Annotated in this window: 19 protein-coding genes and 1 pseudogene; 18 read left to right on the top strand and 2 right to left on the bottom strand. The window is 33.3% G+C overall.

Features of this window, described 5'->3' with window-relative positions; translation table 11 throughout:
• Positions 1-59: 59 nt before the first annotated feature.
• From queA to ACJDUG_RS10415, 17 genes and pseudogenes are all read left to right on the top strand, one after another.
• Positions 60-1,085 carry a tRNA preQ1(34) S-adenosylmethionine ribosyltransferase-isomerase QueA gene (queA, locus tag ACJDUG_RS10495; protein ID WP_406769846.1) on the top strand — a complete coding sequence of 342 codons (1,026 nt, stop codon included), beginning with the start codon at positions 60-62 and terminating at the stop codon, positions 1,083-1,085.
• A 21-nt stretch (positions 1,086-1,106) separates the two neighbouring features.
• Positions 1,107-2,243, top strand: a complete 1,137-nt coding sequence (tgt, locus tag ACJDUG_RS10490) for a tRNA guanosine(34) transglycosylase Tgt (RefSeq protein WP_406769845.1) — start codon at positions 1,107-1,109, stop codon at positions 2,241-2,243.
• Positions 2,244-2,305: 62 nt separating this feature from the next.
• Entirely contained in the window at positions 2,306-2,608 is a 303-nt protein-coding gene (yajC, locus tag ACJDUG_RS10485) for a preprotein translocase subunit YajC (RefSeq protein WP_406769844.1), read from the top strand.
• An 80-nt stretch (positions 2,609-2,688) separates the two neighbouring features.
• Positions 2,689-3,057, top strand: coding sequence for a TIGR04086 family membrane protein (locus tag ACJDUG_RS10480; RefSeq protein WP_406769843.1), 369 nt, complete (start codon positions 2,689-2,691; stop codon positions 3,055-3,057).
• Between the two features lie 68 nt (positions 3,058-3,125).
• The gene (scfA, locus tag ACJDUG_RS10475) at positions 3,126-3,263 is read left to right on the top strand and encodes a six-cysteine ranthipeptide SCIFF (protein WP_406764454.1); all 138 of its coding nucleotides are present in this window, start codon (positions 3,126-3,128) and stop codon (positions 3,261-3,263) included.
• A gap of 96 nt (positions 3,264-3,359) precedes the next feature.
• Positions 3,360-4,715: a thioether cross-link-forming SCIFF peptide maturase gene (gene scfB / locus ACJDUG_RS10470; RefSeq protein WP_406769842.1), complete on the top strand. Its 1,356-nt coding sequence runs from the start codon at positions 3,360-3,362 to the stop codon at positions 4,713-4,715.
• Between the two features lie 92 nt (positions 4,716-4,807).
• The gene (gene secD / locus ACJDUG_RS10465) at positions 4,808-6,073 is read left to right on the top strand and encodes a protein translocase subunit SecD (RefSeq protein WP_406769841.1); all 1,266 of its coding nucleotides are present in this window, start codon (positions 4,808-4,810) and stop codon (positions 6,071-6,073) included.
• A gap of 1 nt (position 6,074) precedes the next feature.
• Entirely contained in the window at positions 6,075-6,962 is an 888-nt protein-coding gene (gene secF / locus ACJDUG_RS10460) for a protein translocase subunit SecF (protein WP_406769840.1), read from the top strand.
• A 278-nt stretch (positions 6,963-7,240) separates the two neighbouring features.
• On the top strand, positions 7,241-7,759 hold the full coding sequence (locus ACJDUG_RS10455) for an adenine phosphoribosyltransferase (RefSeq protein ID WP_406769839.1): 519 nt from the start codon (positions 7,241-7,243) through the stop codon (positions 7,757-7,759).
• Between the two features lie 160 nt (positions 7,760-7,919).
• The gene (locus ACJDUG_RS10450; protein ID WP_406769838.1) at positions 7,920-10,115 is read left to right on the top strand and encodes a RelA/SpoT family protein; all 2,196 of its coding nucleotides are present in this window, start codon (positions 7,920-7,922) and stop codon (positions 10,113-10,115) included.
• A gap of 13 nt (positions 10,116-10,128) precedes the next feature.
• Complete coding sequence (gene dtd / locus ACJDUG_RS10445; protein ID WP_406769924.1) at positions 10,129-10,578, top strand: D-aminoacyl-tRNA deacylase; 450 nt, start codon at positions 10,129-10,131, stop codon at positions 10,576-10,578.
• A gap of 74 nt (positions 10,579-10,652) precedes the next feature.
• Complete coding sequence (locus ACJDUG_RS10440) at positions 10,653-11,267, top strand: MBL fold metallo-hydrolase (RefSeq protein ID WP_406769837.1); 615 nt, start codon at positions 10,653-10,655, stop codon at positions 11,265-11,267.
• Between the two features lie 111 nt (positions 11,268-11,378).
• Positions 11,379-12,854: a coproporphyrinogen III oxidase gene (locus ACJDUG_RS10435; RefSeq protein ID WP_406769923.1), complete on the top strand. Its 1,476-nt coding sequence runs from the start codon at positions 11,379-11,381 to the stop codon at positions 12,852-12,854.
• Positions 12,855-12,908: 54 nt separating this feature from the next.
• Entirely contained in the window at positions 12,909-14,684 is a 1,776-nt protein-coding gene (gene aspS, locus ACJDUG_RS10430) for an aspartate--tRNA ligase (protein WP_406769836.1), read from the top strand.
• A 38-nt stretch (positions 14,685-14,722) separates the two neighbouring features.
• The gene (locus ACJDUG_RS10425; protein WP_406769835.1) at positions 14,723-14,983 is read left to right on the top strand and encodes a metal-sensitive transcriptional regulator; all 261 of its coding nucleotides are present in this window, start codon (positions 14,723-14,725) and stop codon (positions 14,981-14,983) included.
• A gap of 263 nt (positions 14,984-15,246) precedes the next feature.
• Positions 15,247-16,880 (top strand): annotated as a pseudogene (locus ACJDUG_RS10420) (alkaline phosphatase).
• A 205-nt stretch (positions 16,881-17,085) separates the two neighbouring features.
• The gene (locus ACJDUG_RS10415) at positions 17,086-17,514 is read left to right on the top strand and encodes a hypothetical protein (RefSeq protein ID WP_406769834.1); all 429 of its coding nucleotides are present in this window, start codon (positions 17,086-17,088) and stop codon (positions 17,512-17,514) included.
• A 117-nt stretch (positions 17,515-17,631) separates the two neighbouring features.
• Here ACJDUG_RS10415 and ACJDUG_RS10410 read toward each other — a convergent pair whose 3' ends face one another.
• Complete coding sequence (locus tag ACJDUG_RS10410; RefSeq protein ID WP_406769833.1) at positions 17,632-18,081, bottom strand: threonine/serine exporter family protein; 450 nt, start codon at positions 18,079-18,081, stop codon at positions 17,632-17,634.
• A 2-nt stretch (positions 18,082-18,083) separates the two neighbouring features.
• Complete coding sequence (locus ACJDUG_RS10405; RefSeq protein WP_406769832.1) at positions 18,084-18,851, bottom strand: threonine/serine exporter family protein; 768 nt, start codon at positions 18,849-18,851, stop codon at positions 18,084-18,086.
• A gap of 402 nt (positions 18,852-19,253) precedes the next feature.
• Here ACJDUG_RS10405 and ACJDUG_RS10400 point away from each other — a divergent pair, with 402 nt between their 5' ends.
• Positions 19,254-20,627: a sigma-54 interaction domain-containing protein gene (locus ACJDUG_RS10400; protein ID WP_406769831.1), complete on the top strand. Its 1,374-nt coding sequence runs from the start codon at positions 19,254-19,256 to the stop codon at positions 20,625-20,627.
• Positions 20,628-20,870 lie beyond the last annotated feature (243 nt).

Here is a 20,870-nt window from a genome sequence, read left to right as displayed (position 1 = left end):
ATTTATTTAAGTTTATATTGATTTTGGCGTAACAATTTACATATGAGAAGGTGGCAGTTTTGGAAGTAAAAGATTTTTATTTTGATTTACCTGAAGAATTAATTGCACAGCATCCAATTGAAAAAAGAGACGAATCCAGACTAATGGCTGTTGATAAAAATACTGGTGAAATTCATCATAAGATATTTAAAGATATAATAGATTATTTAAATTCAGGAGACTGTTTAGTACTTAATGATACAAGAGTTATGCCTGCAAGGCTTATTGGTTCAAAACAGGGCTCTGGAGGTAAAATTGAATTACTACTCCTTAGAAGAATAAATATAAATACCTATGAAACTTTAGTAAAGCCAGGGAAGAAGGCTAAAATAGGGACCATCTTTGAATTTGGAAATGGAGAATTAAAAGCAGAGATTATTGATATAGGAAAAGAAGGAAATAGAATAGTTAAGTTTACTTACGAAGGAATATTTGAGGAAGTATTAGATAGACTTGGCCAAATGCCCCTTCCTCCTTACATAAAGGAAAAGCTTGTTGATAAGGAAAGATATCAGACAGTATATTCAAGAGAAGTAGGCTCAGCTGCAGCACCAACTGCAGGACTTCATTTTACTGAAGAATTAATGGATAAAATAAGAGAGAAGGGTGTTAATTTAGCCTTTATTACACTGCATGTTGGACTAGGAACCTTTAGGCCAGTAAAAAGTGATAAGGTAGAAGAACACACTATGCATTCTGAGTACTACGTAATGAATAAGGAAACTGCAGATGTTATAAATAAGGCAAAAGAAAGTGGTAAAAGGGTAATAGCTGTAGGAACCACTTCAAACAGGACCCTTGAAACCATAGCCGATAAAAATGGAAGAGTTAGAGAGCAGTCAGGGTGGACAGATATATTTATTTACCCAGGATATAAGTTTAAGATAGTAGATGCACTTATTACTAATTTTCATCTGCCGGAATCAACTTTAATAATGCTTGTAAGTGCATTTTCAAGCAGGGATATAATTATGAAGGCCTATAATGAAGCAGTAGAAAATAAATATAGATTTTTTAGCTTTGGGGATGCTATGTTTCTTAAATAATAATCAAAGGATGTGTATTACTTGTATAAATTACTTAAAAAAAGCGGCAAGGTGAGAAGGGGTGAATTTGTTACACCTCATGGAACTATTCAAACTCCGGTATTTATGAATGTAGGAACATTAGCTGCAATAAAGGGTGCCGTATCCTCTATGGACCTTAAAGAAATAAACTGTCAGGTTGAACTTTCTAACACCTATCATCTTCATTTAAGACCTGGAGATAAGGTAGTAAATAAATTAGGCGGGCTTCATGAGTTTATGAATTGGGATAAACCAATTCTTACGGACTCAGGTGGATTTCAGGTATTTTCACTAGCTGACATTAGAAAGATTAAGGAAGAAGGAGTTTATTTCAGCTCACATATAGATGGCAGAAAAATTTTTATGGGGCCAGAGGAAAGCATGCAGATACAAAGCAATTTAGCCTCTACCATAGCAATGGCCTTTGATGAGTGCATTCCAAATCCATCTCCTAAGGATTATGTTATAAACTCTGTTAATAGAACTACAAGGTGGCTTGAGAGGTGCAAGTTTGAATTAGATAGGCTAAATTCACTTCCTGATACCATTAATAAAGAGCAGATGCTCTTTGGTATAAACCAAGGTGGAGTTTATGAGGATATAAGAATTGACCATGCCAAGACTATTTCAAAAATGAATTTAGATGGTTATGCTATTGGGGGCCTTGCAGTAGGGGAAAGTCACGAAGAGATGTATAGAATAATTGATGCTGTAGTACCATACCTTCCACAGGATAAACCAATATATTTAATGGGGGTAGGAACTCCGGAAAATATTTTGGAGGCTGTAGCAAGGGGAGTAGACTTCTTTGATTGTGTTCTGCCTGCAAGAAATGGAAGGCATGGACATGTCTTTACTAAATATGGTAAAATAAATATAATGAATGCACAATTTGAACTCGATAAAAGTCCTATTGATGAAGGCTGTAACTGTCCTGCCTGCAGATACTACTCAAGGGCCTACATTAGACATCTATTTAAGGCTAAAGAAATGCTAGCTATGAGACTATGTGTTTTACATAACTTATACTTTTACAATAAGCTTATGGAAGATATACGTAATGCCATTGATGGAGATTATTTTGAAGAATTTAAAGAGAAGAAGCTTTCAGAGTGGTCAATGGGCAAAAACAAGTAATTCTTTATATTTGCATTAAGCGTTAAGCTTGATATAATTATGTATTAGAAAGGAGGGTTAATATGGCAAGCATATTACAATCACCTATAATGTATTTTGTTATAATGATAGCTCTTTTTTATCTTTTTATATTGGTTCCAGAAAACAGAAGAAAAAAGAAGTATAGTTCAATGCTAGGCGGTCTTAAAGTCAACGATGAGATTGCAAGTCGTGGTGGTATTATTGGTAAAATAGTAACTATACAAGATAAATTTGTAATCCTAGAAACTGGACCAGATAGAGTAAGAATTAAATTAGACAAAAATGGTATTTCTCATGTTATGAGTTCAAGAGAACCAGAAGCTGTAGAAACTAAAGAAAATTAATCATAAAACATCTCCTTCTTACATACATAATAGTATGTATAAAAGAGATGTTTTATTATTTTTTGGAGGTGCTGACTATTTTGGAAGAAAACAAAAAGAATTACGTGTACATAGGAAAAGGTGTGTTAAGAGGCTTAATTGTAACTTTAGTAATTGCATTTTTACTGGCCTTAATTCAGACCTACAGCAGCATAGGGGAAAGTGCGTTATCAATATGCATTTTGCTTACAAGCATGATAAGTATTATATACGCTTCAATTTATTCGGCAAAGAAAATAGGTAGCAGAGGATGGTTAGTTGGTCTTTTAACTTCTGTTTTATATATTTTAATAATTTACATAGCTACTTTTGTTTGGGGTAAAGAAGCAATAAACATGCGTGATCTATGGAGGGTAATGCTGGCTTTAGTAACAGGAATACTCTCAGGAATGCTTGGAATAAATCTATAAAACACTTTATTTTGCATTATATCTATGTTATAATTTTCATGGAATGATTTAGGAATGGAGGAATTGAAATGAAACATATCACAACAATAAACAGAAGCAATATTAAGGATAGCTTAAAGAAACCTGGCTGCAAGGAATGTGCAAATTCATGTCAATCAGCATGTAAAACTTCTTGTACAGTTGCTAACTTAGCTTGCGAAAATTAATATAATACCAAGCAGTAACTAATGTTACTGCTTTATATTTATAATTAAGCAATATTAATATATATAATTTTACAGATACTGTGGGAGGAAAAACAATTGTCATTAGTTCATAAATTTATTCAAGGAAATGATTTTTATGTAATAGATGTAAATTCAGGAGTTGTACATGCTGTTGATGAATTGGTATTTGATCTATTAGATGAAAATAATCTAAAGGAAAAAGAAGAAGTTTTAAGTTTAAATAAATATTCTAAAGAAGAAGTTGAAGAGGCATATAATGAGCTTTTAGAGCTTATTGATAATGAGCTTTTATATACAAAAGACCTTTATGAGGAAATAGCCTTAAATGATAAATCCAAGTCCTTTGTAAAAGCCCTTTGCTTAAATGTTGCCCATGACTGCAATTTAAGATGCAAGTACTGTTTTGCAGATGAGGGTGAATACAAAGGCTGCAGGAAGCTGATAACTGCTGAAGTTGGGAAGAAGGCAATAGATTTTGTTATCCAAAATTCCGGCCCTAGAAAAAATATTGAAATAGACCTCTTTGGGGGAGAACCTTTAATGGTATTTAATACTATAAAGGAAATTGTGGATTATGCAAGAGAGCAGGAAAAAATACATAATAAGAACATCAGATTTACTATGACCACAAATGCAACGCTTCTTAATGATGAAATAATGGAATATATTGATAAGCAAATGGGAAATATAGTATTGAGTATTGATGGAAGAAAAAGTGTAAATGATAAGGTAAGAATTAGAGTGGACGGCAGTGGCAGTTATGACAAAATTCTTCCTAAGATTAAGGCTATGGTGGAAAAGAGAGATAAATCAAAGCAGTATTATGTTAGAGGTACTTTCACAAGAGAAAATACCGACTTTTTTGAAGACGTAAAGCACTTTGCAGACTTAGGCTTTGATGAGGTATCAGTTGAACCAGTAGTTCTCCCTTCTGAACATGAGCTGTCTTTAAGAGAAGAAGACCTGCCAGAAATTTATAACCAGTATGATAAGCTATATGATTACTTACTGGAAAAACGTAAGGCTAATGAGAACTTTAAGTTTTATCATTTCAACATTGATCTTCAAGGAGGACCCTGTGTCTATAAGAGAATATCAGGCTGTGGAGCTGGACATGAGTATCTTGCCATAACACCAGATGGAGATATTTACCCCTGCCATCAGTTTGTAGGAAATGAAGCTTTTAAAATGGGAAGCATTTTTGAAGAAGGCTATGATAGTTCTATATCTGACACCTTTAAAAAGGCTCATATATACAATAAACCTACATGTAAGGAATGTTGGGCAAGATTTTACTGCAGCGGCGGCTGCCAGGCCAACAATTATAACTTTAATGGCGATGTTCATATTCCCTATGAACTTGGCTGCAAGATGCAGAAAAAGAGAATAGAATGTGCCATAGCTCTTAAGGCAAAGGAAATGCAAAAGTAGGACATATTTAACCAAAGTTGACTATATTTTGAAAAGGTAATATAATTAACTCTAACAGCGTAAGCGATGAAAGTATACGAAGGGGGATAAAGATGAAATCAAAAGGGAAAAGTACAGCAACATTTTTAGCTATTATTCTTGTTATTTTCTTTTTAGCCTATAGTGGTATTAAGGGTATTGTAATTGGTGACTATAGGATAAAACCATTTTCAGAAACAATAAACAGAGGGCTTGATCTTCAAGGCGGTGTTTCTGCACTTATGGAGATCCAAGGCAACAAGCCATCTCAAGCGGATTTAGATAGAACCATTGAACTATTATCTCTAAGAATAAATAAAATGGGAGTTAGTGAAACTTCAATTTCTAAAGAAGGTTCAAGAATAAGAATTGATATTCCTGGTGTGTTTGATACAAAGCAGGTAATAGACACAATAGGGAAACCCGGTGTTTTAAAATTCAAAGGTCCAGATAATGTTGACATCTTAACTGGTAAGGATGATGTAAAAGATGCAACTGCTATGATAGATCAAACTGGTCAGCCAATTATAAGCCTGGAATTAAATACTTCCGGAACTAAGAAGTTTGCTGATGCAACTGCAAAATTTATTGGTCAGCCAATATCTATATATATGGATGATCAATTAATAAGCAGCCCTACAGTTCAGGCAGTTATTACAGATGGTAAGGCCCAAATTACTGGAAGCAAGGATTTGACTGAAGCTAAAAACACTGCCAGTATAATAAAATCCGGTGCACTTCCTGTAACCTTAAAAACAGCTTCTGTTAATGTTGTTGGCCCAACACTTGGAGCCAATGCTATGCCTCAGAGTATAAAGGCAGGAGAAGTTGGTATTGGAATAGTATTTTTATTTATGCTTCTATATTATAGAGTACCAGGTTTTTTAGCAAATATATCCCTAGTACTTTACATGATATTATTACTACTTATTTTCTCATTAATTGGAGCTACTTTAACCCTTTCAGGCATTGCAGGCTTCCTGCTTACAGTAGGTATGGCGGTAGATGCCAATGTACTCATAATTGAAAGAACCAAGGAAGAGCTGAAGGCTGGAAAATCGCCAAAGTCAGCTATTGATGCAGGTTTCCACAGAGCTATGTCATCAATAATAGACTCAAATCTTACTACGGTTATATCGGGTATTGTACTTTACTCTCTAGGATCCGGAACAGTTAAAGGCTTCGCTCTTACCCTGATTATAGGTGTACTTCTAAGTATGTTCACTGCAATTACCTTCACTAAGGCTATTACTAAGCTTGCAGTTAATATGGGCTGGTTTAATAAAAAGTGGACTATTGGAACATTCGGAGTACATGACATGAGAAGGGGTGTGAAATAAAATGCTAAAGATAATTGAAAAAACCTGGCTGTGGTTTACAATTTCAGCAATTGTTATTGTAATAGGACTTGGAGGATTAGCTACTAGAGGTCTTGATTTTGGTATAGATTTTAAAGGCGGTACCATAATCAGAGTTAACATGGAAAAAGACTTTACAAAGTCAGATGTAGATACAATAATACAAAAATACGATAAACAGGCTTTAACCAATAAATCAACTCCAGAAGGAAACACTGCTCCTGAACTTGAAATTAAGAGTAACAGCTTAACCGGTGAGCAAATTGCTAATATGTTTAAGGAAATAAAGGATAAATATAAACTTAAAGACAGCGATTTAATAAGCCAGGATAACGTTGGAGCATCTATAGGTAACGAATTAAAGCAAAAAGCTGGATTGGCACTTATTATAGCAACAATTGCAATGCTTATATATATAGGAATAAGGTTTGAATTTAACTTTGGAGTAGCTGCTATTATTTCACTTTTGCATGATGTACTTATAACCCTTGGAGTATATGCCTTATTTAAGGTTCCAGTTGACTCTGCCTTTATAGCAGCAATGTTAACTGTAATTGGTTACTCTATTAATGATACTATAGTTGTATTTGATAGAATTAGAGAAAATCAAAAATATATGAAGAAGAACGACTTTACAGCACTTGCTAATGCAAGTATAACTCAAACAATGACTAGATCTATAAATACCGTATTAACAGTTTTAATTACTATAACTGCAGTATATATATTTGTACCTTCAGTTAGAAACTTCGCTTTTCCTTTAATAATAGGTATAGCATCTGGTTGTTATTCTTCAATATTTATAGCTAGCCCTTTATGGGTACTTCTAAAGAAAAGAAAGAAAAAAGCTTTAGCAAGCAGCCCAGCATAATAAAAAACAAATGTTAACCATATAATTAAAACAAATGGCAGGCACAGGAGTTATTCTTTTACTCAATAACTCTTGTGTCTGCCATTATTATTTTATTTAAAGCTTGAAAATTACTGAACAATTAATGTATAATGTATAAGTATTATTTGAATAATAGATTAAGTGAATTATTACAACAACTTAAACTTGGGAAATTTCAATGCCGCATAATAATTTTATACTATAAAATAATATTCGTAAATTACGTAAAAGGACAAAGTTCAAAGGGGGAACTAAAAGTGGATTTAAAAGAAAAAATAAGAGTTATTGAGGACTTTCCAAAGGAAGGAATTAGCTTTAAGGATGTTACTACAATTCTTGAAGATGGAGAAGCTTTAAAATATACTATAGATACTATTGCTAAACATTTAAAGGATAAGAACATTGATGTAGTTGTTGGACCAGAAGCTAGAGGCTTTTTATTTGGAGCACCAGTAGCTTATGCCTTAGGAGTTGGATTTGTACCTGTTAGAAAGCCAGGGAAACTTCCATTTGATACTATAGGAGTAAGCTATGATTTGGAATACGGAAGTGACGAACTAGAAATTCATAAGGATGCCATACTTCCAGGTCAAAGAGTTGCAATTGTAGATGATTTGCTTGCAACTGGTGGAACAATCGGCTCCGTAGCAAAGCTTGTTGAACAAGTTGGTGGAGTTGTGGCTTCAATAGATTTTGTTATAGAACTAACTGGACTTAAGGGAAGAGACAAGTTAGAAGGACATGATATATTATCCTTAGTAGAATATGAGTTTTAATTGGTTACTAAACAACCAAGTTTCAACATTATTTTAAGACGTTTATCTGATAATGAAATTCAATTTTTAAATTGCAAATTTCTACATAATATTATATAATATTAGTAAAAATAACGGCTGGTTGAATTAACCAGCCTTTGATTTTAGGAGAGTAATCCAAATGCTTAGTAAATTAATGGATACAATTGAAAGAAATCATAGCAATGTTAATAAGGAATTTATCACAAAAGCATATAATTTAGCATTTGATGCCCATAAAGAGCAAAAAAGAGAATCAGGTGAACCCTATATTTCTCATCCTGTAGAGGTTGCCTGTATACTTGTAGAAATGGGCCTGGATACTAATACTATAGCTGCTGGATTACTCCATGATGTAATAGAAGATACACCTTATAGCTTTGATGATATTGTAAGAGAGTTTAATGAAGAAGTTGCAAATCTAGTTGATGGTGTTACTAAGCTTGACAAAATAGAATTTAAAACTAAAGAAGAGCAGCAAGCTGACAATGTTAGAAAAATGCTGCTAGCTATGGCTAGGGATGTAAGAGTAATATTAATAAAATTAGCAGATAGACTTCACAATATGAGAACCCTAAAATATAAGTCAATTGAGAAACAAAAGCAAACTGCAAAGGAAACCTTCGATATATATGCTCCTCTTGCACATAGGCTTGGTATTTCAAAAATTAAATGGGAACTTGAAGACTTAGCTTTTAGATATACAAATCCAAATGAGTATTATGACTTGGTTAAACAGATATCTGAGAAGAGGGTAGAAAGAGAAGATTATATTAGTGACATTACTAAAGAATTAGAAGAAAACTTACTTAAAGCGGGAATAAGCTCAGATATTGATGGAAGACCAAAACATCTATATAGTATTTATCGCAAGATGATAAACAAAAATAAAACCATTGATCAGATTTTTGATTTAACGGCTGTAAGAATTTTAGTTAATAATGTTAGAGACTGCTATGCGGCTTTAGGAATTGTACATACCATGTATAAACCTATACCAGGCAGGTTTAAGGACTACATTGCAATGCCGAAGCCAAACATGTACCAATCCCTTCATTCTACTGTTATTGGTCATGAAGGTAAGCCTTTTGAAATTCAAATTAGAACCTTTGAAATGCATAAAACTGCAGAATATGGTATTGCTGCCCATTGGAAGTACAAGGAAACAAGTGCCGGAACGGCAGCTGGTAGTCTTGATACAAAGCTTACCTGGCTTAGAGAAATGTTAGAGTGGCAAAGGGATACCTCTGATGCTGAAGAGTTTATGGAAAGCTTTAAAATTGACCTGTTTTCTGATGAAATATTTGTATTCACTCCTAAAGGTTCGGTTATAAACTTACCTAGTGGATCAACTCCTATTGACTTTGCATATAGGATACATACAGACATAGGCAACAGATGCACAGGAGCTAAGGTTAATAGTAAAATGGTACCCCTTGATTATGAGCTTCAAACAGGCGAAATTATAGATATTCTAACCTCTTCCATTCCTAAGGGACCAAGTATTGATTGGCTTAATATAGCTAAAAGCAATCAAGCTAAAAGTAAAATCAGGTCTTGGTTTAAAAAGGTTAAAAGAGAAGAAAATATAGTTAAGGGTAAAGACTTACTTGAAAAAGAGACCAAAAGGCAGGGCTTCAACTTTGGTGAGCTTGCTAAAGGGGAGGGCCTTGAACAGCTTCTAAAGAAATATAACATGAATAGTATCGATGATATATTTGTATCTGTTTCCTTTGGGGATATAACACCTTCTACCATAGTTCAAAGACTAAAGGAAAGCTATAATAAAACAAATAAGCAAGAAGCTCAGGCTGTTAAAGTGTTAGAAGAGCAGATGAATAAAGCCATTGCTAAAAGTGCAGATACCCCTAGTAAACTAAAAAGCCTTAGCCACAGCGTTCAAGTAAAGGGTATAAGCAATATCTTAATAAGATTTGCAAAGTGCTGTAATCCTGTTCCAGGAGACGAAATACTTGGCTATATTACTAAAGGCAGAGGTGTATCAATTCATAGAACTGACTGTAAAAACCTATCCAGTATATTATCAAACGATGAAAATAAAATTGTTGAGGTAAGCTGGGGAACAGCTAAGGGGAGTGACTATATTACGGAAATTCAAGTTAAGGCAGACGACAGAGAAGGGCTTCTATCTGAAATAATGGAGTTAATCATAGAAACAAAGACCTTTCTCAGCGCTGTTAATGCTAAAACTATAAAAAATAATATTGCAGTTATAACTGTAAAGCTTAAAATATCAGATATAGAGCATTTAAAAGAGCTTATGAAAAAAATCAGAAGGCTTGAAGGTGTATTGGAAGTTTATAGAACAAAGTCTTAAGGAAGTGGTAAATTTGAGAGCTGTGGTGCAGAGAGTTAAATCCTCTAGTGTTTCCGTAGACAATAAAGTAATAGGTAAAATAGGGAAGGGCTTAAATCTTCTCATAGGGATATCAAGGGATGACACCTATGAGGATGCTATATATATTAGAGACAAGGTGATTAATTTAAGAATCTTCGAAGATGAAGATGGAAAATTAAACAAATCCTTATTAGAAGTTAAGGGGGAACTGCTGGTTATATCTCAGTTTACCCTATATGGAGACTGCAGAAGAGGTAGAAGACCAAGCTTTATTGATGCTCTTGCAGGTGAAGAGTCAGAAAAACTATATAATGAGTTTGTTAAGCTCTGCTGTGAGGTTCTAGGAAATGTAGAGACCGGAAGCTTTGGAGCAGATATGTTGGTTTCTATAGAAAATGACGGACCGGTTACCCTTCTTATAGATAGTAAAAAACAATTTTAAATTTACTTATAAAAATATTTGTTATGGTAATTTAAAAATAACAAAATGGATTTTGTACTTTATGAGGTGAGGCTATGCTTATTAAGAGAATTCCAGCTGGAGTATATGCTGCAAACTGCTATATATTAATGGACGAAGTAACAAAAGAATGTGCAGTTTTAGATCCAGGTGGAGACCCTGAGGATATAGATAATTATTTAAGTAAAATAGGTGCAGAGGTAAAATATATACTGCTAACTCATGGGCACTTAGATCATACAGGTGCTGTAGGCTATTTTATGGAAAAATATAAGACTCAAGCACACATAAATGAGGCCGACGGAAGACTTATTATAGAAAATAATTTTATGTTAGGGCCGCTAAAATACAAGGGGCAGGATGTAAAGCTTACAATGGATGTTAAGGAAAATACTAGCTTTAATATTGGAAGCGTTGCAATTGAAGTTATAGAAACTCCTGGACACACTCCAGGGGGAGTATGCTACAAGGCAGAAAATAACCTATTTACAGGAGATACACTTTTTCTTCGTTCCATAGGAAGAACGGATTTAACTGGTGGAAACTTTGAAACCTTAATTCACAGCATTAAAAGCAAGCTTTTAGTACTGGATGAGGCAGTAAATGTTTATCCCGGTCATGGACCAATGACTACAATCGGCTATGAAAAAGAGAATAATTCTTTCCTTTAAACTTAAGGGCTTTAATTAGACCCTTGCAAAGTTTTAATTGCATTTAAAGCTAGGTATTACCTGCATTAAAAAGGGAGTGAAAAATATCCTTTTACAGAATATAAGGAGAGAATTATGATTAAAGTTTACCTTAATGACTTAAAATATAGATATGATGTTTTTCAGATAATAAATTTGTATTTTACACTTTATGACATAGAATTTATAAATGCTAAGGAAGGTAAGGAAAGCAATATTACTAATAATGGTAATGAACCCTTAGCAGATTATTATATAACAATTACAGATGATGAAATTTTAATAAAGGAATCTACAGAAGAATTTAAATATGTTTTTACAAAGGATATAAAGCTTTCAGATGAAATTAAACTAGGAATTTTTTTGTTTTTTAAGAATAAAACTAAAATGAATTTTCCTTGGGGTACTATGCTAGGTATTAGGCCAAGTAAAATAGCCGTTAAGCTTTTAAAGGAAGGCAGCAGGGATAGTGAGATAATAGATTACTACAAGAAACATTACGAAGCTTCAGAAGAGAAAACAAGACTTTGTATAGACATAGCTAGGCTTGAAGACAGCTTTATAAATTCAGATGACAAAAATATTAGTATTTATATAGGAATGCCATTTTGCCCAACAAGATGCTCCTATTGTTCCTTTGCCTCAAATCCAATAGCTAGCCTAGGCAAGCTTGTTGAGCCTTACTTAGAAGCCTTAACTAAGGAAATTATAAATACAAGCAGGTATCTTGAAGAAAAAAATTTAAAGCTTCAGTGTGCTTATTTTGGAGGTGGTACACCTACCTCCATAAATGAAATGCAATTTGAGAACCTAATGAAAACTATATATAATGAAATTATAGTAAAATATAAACCTCAGGAATTTACTGTGGAATGCGGAAGACCAGACAGCATTACCGAAAATAAGCTTATAACAATGAAAAATTATGCTGTAAATAGAATTAGTATAAATCCTCAAAGCATGAATGATGCTACCTTAAAACGAATTGGCAGGGCTCATTCAGCTAAAGATGTAGTAGATAAATTTAATTTAGCTAGGGAAATTGGCTTTGATAATATTAATATGGATATTATTGTAGGGCTTGAAAATGAAGGCTTAGAGGAAATAAATAATACCTGTAGTGAAATTTTAAAACTAAAGCCTGACAGCATTACCGTACATGGCCTAGCTATTAAAAGAGCTTCCAGAATTCATGAAAAGCTTATAAATGGTGAAGAAATAAAAAGGCTATGTCAAGATGAAATCATAAAGATGTATAATAAAACAGCAGAACTTGCAAAGCTTTTAAACATGAAGCCTTATTATATGTACAGGCAAAAAAATATGATAGGCAATATGGAGAACATAGGCTATGCCTTAGATGGCAAAGAAGGACTATATAATATTCAAATGATTGAGGAAAAACAGACTATAATAGCTCATGGAGCAGATGCAGCCTCAAAGGTTGTTTTCCTTAAGGAAGACAGATTAGAAAGGCACTTTAATGTTAAAGATGTAAAAGAGTATATTTCAAGAATTGATGAAATGATTGATAAAAAAAATAAGCTATTAAATAGTTTATATAAATAATTCAACTAGTAGATTTACTTTGAATTATATAAATAATATTTTGGAGGAATGAAAATGGGAGAAGCATTATTAGGACTTAAAAGAACCATAATGTGCGGTGAACTTAGAGACACCCATATTGGAAATAAAGTAACTGTAATGGGCTGGGTTCAAAGGAAAAGAAATCTTGGCGGGCTTATTTTCGTAGATTTAAGAGATAGAACCGGCATACTTCAGATAGTGTTTGGTGAAGCTATAAACAATGAAGCCTTTGTAAAAGCTGATACAGTAAAATCCGAGTACTGCCTTGCAGTGACTGGAGAAATTGTAAAAAGAGAGGCTCCAAATGCCAATATGCCTACAGGTAATGTAGAATTAAAGGGAATGAGCATTAAAATATTATCTGAATCAGAAACACCACCTATATACATAAAAGAAAACTTAGATGCCTCTGAAAACATAAGAATGAAATATAGATATCTTGACTTAAGAAGACCAGATATGCAAAGCATCTTCATGATAAGACATAAGGCAGCTAAGTCTATAAGAGATTACTTAGATGAAAATGGCTTCCTAGAATTAGAAACACCAATGCTTACAAAGAGTACTCCAGAAGGTGCAAGAGACTATTTAGTTCCAAGCAGAAATTATCCTGGAATGTTCTATGCACTGCCTCAGTCACCACAGCTATTTAAGCAGCTTTTAATGGTTTCAGGCTTTGATAAGTATTTCCAAATTGTAAAATGCTTTAGAGACGAAGACTTAAGAGCAAATAGACAGCCAGAGTTTACACAAGTGGATATTGAAATGAGCTTTATTGAGCAGGACGACGTCATTGCCATGAATGAAGGACTTATTAAAAAGGTATTTAAAGATGTATTAGATGTAGAAGTGCAAACACCAATAAAGAGAATGCCTTATAGAATTGCTATGGAAAAATACGGCTCAGATAAGCCAGATTTAAGATTTGGAATGGAAATAGTTAATATAAGTGAAGTTGTTAAAAACGCTGATTTTAAAGTGTTCAAGGATGCCTTAGAAGCTGGCGGCAGCGTAAGAGCCATTAAGGTTCCGAGTTCAGCAAACATGGGCAGAAAAGATATAGATAGACTTGGAGAATTTGTTAAGACCTATAAGGCAAAGGGCCTAGCTTATATTGCCTATAAGGAAGATGAAATAAAATCACCTATATCTAAGTTCCTTAAGGAAGAAGAGATTAAAGAAATATTAAATGTTATGGAAGCTAAACCATCTGATTTAATATTAATACTCTCTGACAGCAATAAGGTAGTTCTTCAAGCACTAGGAGCACTTAGATTGGAACTTGCTAAAAAATTAGAAATATTAAAAGATAACAAAGAATTTAACTTTGTATGGGTAACTGAGTTCCCACTGGTATCTTATAATGAAGAAGAAAATAGATATCAAGCTGAACATCATCCTTTCACAGCACCAATGGATGAAGATATAGAGTATCTTGACACAGATCCATCAAAGGTACGTGCAAAGGCCTATGATATAGTACTAAATGGAGAAGAGCTAGGAGGCGGAAGTATAAGAATTCACGACAGCAGCCTTCAGGAAAAAATGTTTAATATTCTAGGCTTTACAAAGGAAAAGGCCTGGGAGAGATTTGGCTTCTTACTTGAGGCATTTAAGTTTGGACCTCCTCCACACGGCGGATTGGCTTTTGGTTTTGATAGACTTATTATGTTCTTAAGTAATAGGGATAATATAAAAGACGTAATAGCATTCCCTAAGAATCAAAATGCCTTTGATCCAATGACTGAAGCTCCAAATATAGTTGATGATACCCAGCTTAAGGAATTAGGACTTTCAATAATAAAGTAGTATCAATTTCAATTTGAATAGGAAAAAGAGGGAAATAAATGGATACAAAAAAAGACGTCCAGAACCGCTTAAGAAGAATTGAAGGTCAAGTTAAAGGCATTGAAAAGATGATTGATAATGAGGCAAACTGTAAGGATATATTAATTCAGATTGCAGCTATCCGCTCCGCCTTAAACAAAGTAGGGGGAATAGTGCTAGAAAACTTTGCAAAAGACTGCATCGATGGTACTGAAGGAAACTGCTTTCCAAAAAACAAAATTGATGATCTTATGGACTCTCTACTGATGTTTATAAAGTAAAAAACATAATAAAAGCTGCAAGATTTGCTCAATAAGGGATAATGGAGAAAAAGAAGAAACAATAAGACTTGTACGGATTATATTATACTACATAAGAAGTGATTCTTATGTAGTATATTTTTTTAGGGAAACTTATGCAATCAAAGGATAATGATAAGAAAGAAGTATGCTGTTAAGAGTCAAGATATCTATAACACCCTTGTAATCATTTATTTAAAATAAGCATATATTTTAGAGTAATAAAATTACAGGGGGAAAACCAAATGCTGAAAATTCATCAATTGAAGATGAAAAGGTCTTTAATTGCCTTTGTCTGTGTTGTACTTATGGTGATTGGAGCTGTAAATTTTAATTCCAAACCTAATGTAAAAGCAACAAGCAGCAAAGCTAAAAATGTTATTATGCTTTTACCAGATGGTACGAGCATAGAGGCAACAACAATAGCTAGGTGGTATAATGGGGGGGAATCGCTAGCAATGGATGAAATTGCAGTAGGTCTTACAAGAACTTACTGGAATGAAGGTCCTATAACTGATTCTGCACCTGGTGGAACTGCCTATGCTATAGGTTATAAAACTGATGACAAGCACGTTGGGGTAATGCCTAATGACAAGCCAGCAGCAACTTTGATTGAGGCTGCAAAATTAGATGGCAAAGCTACAGGCGTAGTTGTTACCTGTGAAATGATGCATGCCACTCCTGCAGATTTTACTGCTCATGATCCAGATAGAGCAAATTATAATTCACTAATGAAACAGCAGGTTTATAATGGAGTAGATGTAATGCTTGGTGGTGGAGATCTTTACCTTTCACCTGAGGCAGGTAATGCTTCAACTGGTATTAAAAGAGCTGATAAAAAGGACTTAAGAGAAACAATAAGGAGTCTTGGATATGATTATGTAACTACTAAGGCAGATATGGAAAATTCCAACTCTTCAAAGCTCTGGGGGGCTTTTGCACCAACAGATTTAAAATATGATATAGATCGTCAAACAACTAATGATACAACTCAGCCAACTCTTGCAGAAATGACTAAGAAGGCTATAGATATCTTATCTAAGGATAAGGATGGTTTCGTTCTCATGGTTGAAGGAAGCAAGGTGGACTGGGCGGCTCATGCCAATGATCCTGCTGGAATGGCAGGTGATATTGTAGCATTTGATAATGCTGTTAAGGTAGCATTGGATTTTGCTAAGAAAATGGTCATACAGTTGTAGTATCTTCTGCTGATCATGGTACTGGCGGACCTATTATAGGAGGTATAAACCCAAATTACTCAAGTGTAACATTTAAAGAGAGCATAGATAACCTTAAACCAGCCAAAGCTTCCTTGGATTTGGCTAAGGCTGAACTAACTGGAGCAGATGAAAATAAAATTAAAGAGGTTTTAAAAAGTTTATATGGAATAGAGAATCTTACAGCTGATGAAATGGCTATTATTAAGGCAGGAAATGTTAATAAGGTAGTAAGCAATAGAGCTAACATAAGCTGGGCTTACGGCGGACACGTGGGTGGAGACGTTGCTTTATATAACTATGCTCCTGTTGGTATAGAAAAACTTCAAGGTGTGGTTGAAAATACTGATGTAGGAAAATATATGGCAAGAGTTATTGGACTTAATCTTGATGAAACAACAAATAGACTTTTTGTAAATGCAAAGGAAGCCTTTAATGCAGTTGGTGCAAATGTAACTATTGATACATCAGATATAGATAATCCAGTGCTTAAAGTGAAAAAGGGTAATAGGACGCTTGAACTTCTTGGATATACTAACATAGCAAAGTTAGATGGTAAGGAAATTAAGCTTGAAGGTGTAACAGTATGTAATAAGACCAAGACAGGATATAGTGTTGAGAATTCCTTTGTATCTACTCAGGCAGTAAATCTTATTAAATAATCCTTTCTTATATATAATATTTGCATTGTCCAGCAGTAGAGATAAAATACTGCTGGTTTTTACTTGGAAAGATTCTTGCCTTTGAAATTATTTGCTAAATAATGTTATTGATGTTATAATATTGTATATTGTTTAAGTTATAATTTGAAAGGGGTGGCCAAACTTATTGTAGCTAGATAAATTTCATTTATGAGGGGGAATTTTTATGTCAAAACCTAATGTTATAGAAATCATAGAAATTATTATTTTAATTTCTACATTAATATTTTATATAAAAAACTATTTTATTGACTTTAAAGAAAGTACTAATTCTTTTAAAAATATATTATTTCTTTTACTAGGTCTAGTTTTAGTATTTAGTTCTGGTCTATCAATTCTCTATAGTATTGATTTGAATGGTATAGTTATGGATCTTAGCGATGAATTATACAAGGATTCTATTGAGTTGTTGGAATATTTAAATGGTCAAAAACTTCAATATGAGCATATAATTACTATATTAGGTATACTTCAAGGTGTTAGTTTATCTATAATAACCATATTGTTTATAAGTATAAGAAAAGAAATAAAAGAAGCCTCTGCAAAATTTAAAAGTCGTTGGGATTGGGATAATATAAAAAAGAATATGTTATAAATTAAGGCTATGTAAAAAAATAGTGTTGAAATTTTGTTTAGAAAACCCGTCTATATGACGGGTTTTCTAATTGTATTTAAAATCAGCACTATTCTTAAACAGAGCCTATTTTTAAAATTATTTTGTATGAGCACCTAATCTTGCCTTTTGAATAACAAGAAGCAGCTTTGTAATGGTTGAAGCAACTAGGATTCCAACGGCAATTGCTCCGGCGCTTGCTAAGGTATTGAGGCCTGTAGTTAAAAACTTATTTATATCTCCCTGTACAGATGCAAGCATTGTATAATACATACCGCCTCCTGGAACTAGTGGAATAACTGCACAGATTGAAAATATTGTAACGGGAGCCTTTAAGTAACGTGCCTGTATTTCAGAATAAATCCCTGCTGTTAAGGAAGCTAGAAAAAGTGCAATCATAACTGAGGCATTTACACTAAGAGCCAATAGGTAAACAAACCAAGTTACAGCGCCTCCAACGGAAGCAAATATTAGATTCTTTCCTTTTATATTAAAATAAATACCAAAGCCTAATGTGGCAAGTAATGCGTATATAGATTTAATTAACATGTTTAAAACCCTCCGAAATAAGTGAACCATAGTTTGAGCACTGTACCTGAGCCAACAGCTATGGCAACAGCAATTAATAATGCGTCTGTACCTCTGGAAACGCCAGATACAAAATCTCCTGCAATAGTATCTCTAATTGCATTAGTAATGGTAAGCCCGGGAACAAGAAGCATTATAGACCCAATTATGATTTTATCAACATTAGTTGCTAATCCTATTTTTGTTGAAAGCAGTGCGAATAGTGCAGCTACAGCACCTCCGATTACATTTATAATAAAGTCATTAATACTTACTTTACTAAGTAAAATTATAAAGGTTTCAAGTATCATGCCTATAAAAAAGGAAACTAAGAAATCATAAAAGTTTCCTCCAAAGAGTAAGGTGAAAAAAGAAGTAGTTACGGCAGAAAAAAACAAAGTGGTTATAGCTCCGTATCTCTTTTTTTCTGAGATTTTTTGAAGTTCACTAAATACATAATCTACCTCAAGCTTTTCAGGCTCTATTCTTCTAGAAATGTCGTTTACCAAGGCTATTTTTTCTAAATTAACTGTTCTATTTTTTATTCTTTTAACTAGTGAAGTAGTTATGCCTGCAGTATCAGTAGCTGAAATCATAATACCAGTAGGAGTAACATAACTGTCGGCATCCTTTAAACCATAGGCAGTACAGATTCTATTAATGGTTTCTTCTACTCTATAGGTTTCCCCGCCATTTTGTAATATTATTTTACCTGCTTCTGCAGCTAAATGAATTACTCTATTCATATCCATTAAATTCATCCCTTCAAAAAAATATAACATGAAATTTACAGAAGACTCTAGTACACTAAAGAATCCATGATTAAATTTAAGTGTATTAAGCTTATGTAGATTATTTAGTTTCTAATTTATTTTCTTGATTATTATATCATATCTATTTATTGAAATTCATCCACTTCTTATTAAATATTGGTTAAAAATAAGGTGCAGCATTGCAGAAAATTTAGAAGAGTTTTATAATTTACTTATTAATAATGTTATAATTGTGATAAATGTCTAGAGCTTGAAGGCTATTATATGAAAGCCATCAATAGAGAAGGATTATCCTAAGATGCAGTATATACATAATGGGGTAGCTGCAAATGTGGATAAGTAATGTAAGATTAACTACGGGTATAGGCATATGGAGGGTTTATGAATAATACAGAAAACATATTAAAATGTCTTCTTGAAAATTTAGATGTGGGTGTACAAGTTTTAGATATTGATGGAAAAACCATCTATTATAACGAGGCCATGAGCAGGGTTGAAGGTTTTAATATTAATGAAGTTTTAGGAAAAAGGGTAACTGAGTACTTAAATGGTGTGGAGGAGGATTCTTCAACCTTAATGAATGCCCTTAAAACCGGTGAAAAATATGTAGACATTATTCAGCACTACAGCAGCTTTCACGGTAAGGATATAGTTACAATAAACAATACCATTCCTGTAACTCATGACAATAAGGTTTTAGCAGCTATTGAAATCTCAAAGGACTTAACTCAGCTTAAGGAACTAAATGAAAAGATTATAAAGCTTCAGGCAATTAATGAAAATAATACTAAGTATTATACCTTTAAAGATATTATTGGAGAAAGCAGCCAATTAAAAGCAGCAATAAACAAAGCCAAAAGAGCAAGCTTTTCTCATTCCTCAGTTTTAATTTATGGGGAAACAGGCTGCGGGAAAGAGCTCTTTGCCCAAAGCATACATTATGACGGAATAAGAAAGGAGAAACCCTTTATAGCTATAAATTGTGCTGCAATACCCAGTAGTCTTCTTGAAGGCATGCTCTTTGGAACTGTTAAAGGCAGTTTTACTGGTGCTGAAAATAAAAAGGGAATCTTTGAAGAAGCAGATGGAGGGACTCTTCTTTTAGATGAAATAAATTCCTTAGAGCCTAGCTTACAATCCAAGCTATTAAGGGTGCTGCAGGAAGGCTACATCATGCCCATAGGAAGTAATGTGCCAATAGATATAGATGTTAGAGTTATAGCTACCTTAAATGAAGAGCCGGAAAAGCTTATAAAAGAAGGTAAACTGAGAAAGGATTTTTATTATAGGCTAAGTGTTATAAGAATCGACATTCCTCCTTTAAGGGAGAGAAAAGAGGATATTAATTTATTAGTAAAAGACTTTATTAAAAAGTACAATAAGCTTCTGCATAAAAATATTTTAGATATTGATGAAGAAGTAAGAAGTATGTTTATGGAATATTCCTGGCCGGGCAACATTAGAGAACTTAGAAACATAATTGAGGCAGCAATTAATATGGTAGATAATGCGGCTTATTTAACTAAGGAATACCTAGACAGCAGGGTACTAAAAGTAAAGAATGGCTTAGAGCTGGATAATTTAGAATTTAATTTATTGGAGAAGGGATTGGATGATTATTTAGGTGATCTTGAAAGATCAATAATTCAGGACGCACTAAATAAATTTAATAATAACATAACTAAAGCTGCATTATATTTAAAAATTACTAGGCAAAGCCTGCAGCATAAAATTAAAAAATACAAATTGCCGTAATTTCGGCAGTACAGCTGCAAAATAATTTGCAGTAATTTAAAGTTGTTTGACAAATGTATAAGATTCAGATAATTCGACTAAATCGGAGGTTTCTAAAGTGCTGCAAAAATATTTGCAGTAAATGAAAACCTTTACTTAAAGCAATTTAAAATGTGTATAAATATAACAAGATTGAGTAATTTATTCATGCTTGTTATATTTTTTTTGTATTTTTTTAATGTGGCTTTAATAAAAATAAGAAAA

Origin of the sequence: Candidatus Clostridium stratigraminis (assembly GCF_045310675.1) — a bacterium.
Lineage (GTDB): Bacteria > Bacillota > Clostridia > Clostridiales > Clostridiaceae > Clostridium_AT > Clostridium_AT stratigraminis.
The sequence above is the reverse complement of the archived record's forward strand: the minus strand, read 5'-3'. Positions and strand labels throughout refer to the sequence as shown.